Origin of the sequence: Halorhodospira abdelmalekii, from assembly GCF_016583625.1 — a bacterium.
Classification (GTDB): domain Bacteria; phylum Pseudomonadota; class Gammaproteobacteria; order Nitrococcales; family Halorhodospiraceae; genus Halorhodospira; species Halorhodospira abdelmalekii.
On the sequence record NZ_NRRN01000152.1, the window covers coordinates 1 to 494 of the forward strand.

1 pseudogene is annotated in these 494 nt (G+C 66.4%); it reads left to right on the forward strand.

The annotated features are described in order from the left end of the window. Nucleotides 1-19: 19 nt before the first annotated feature. A pseudogene (locus CKO15_RS13895) lies at nt 20-494 on the forward strand (hypothetical protein); the annotation flags it as partial.

Sequence of the window (494 nt, forward strand, 5' to 3'; positions counted from 1 at the left end):
CGCGGGTTTGGCGGCCCTAATGGCGGGGGTCCCGCGGGTGGTGCTGTCGGGACGGAACGTCAGCCCGATCCATTTTCTCTACATCCTGAAGCCGATCATGCGTCCGGCCTATCGGGCGATGGCCACCCGCGCGGAGATTCGTCTGGTCAACAACAGCCATGGTGGCGCGGCAGATTATGCCGCCTGGTTGGGGCTGGACGTTGGACAGTTTCGGATCGTCTACAATGGCCTCCAGACCGCTGGCTTGGTCCGGGCGACGCCCGCGCGGATCGCCGCCTTCCGGGCCCAGCACGGGATTCCGGCTGATGCGCAACTCGTCGGTGGCATGTTCCGTCTCTCCGGCGAAAAGCGTCCAGGGTTGTGGCTCGAGACCCTGATGCGTCTCACGGCCGAGCGCCCGCATCTCCATGGTCTGCTGTTCGGTGCCGGTCCGCTGCGTGGCGAACTCGAGGCGAAGCTCGCGCGGTCCGGATTGGCCGGGCGGATTCATCTGG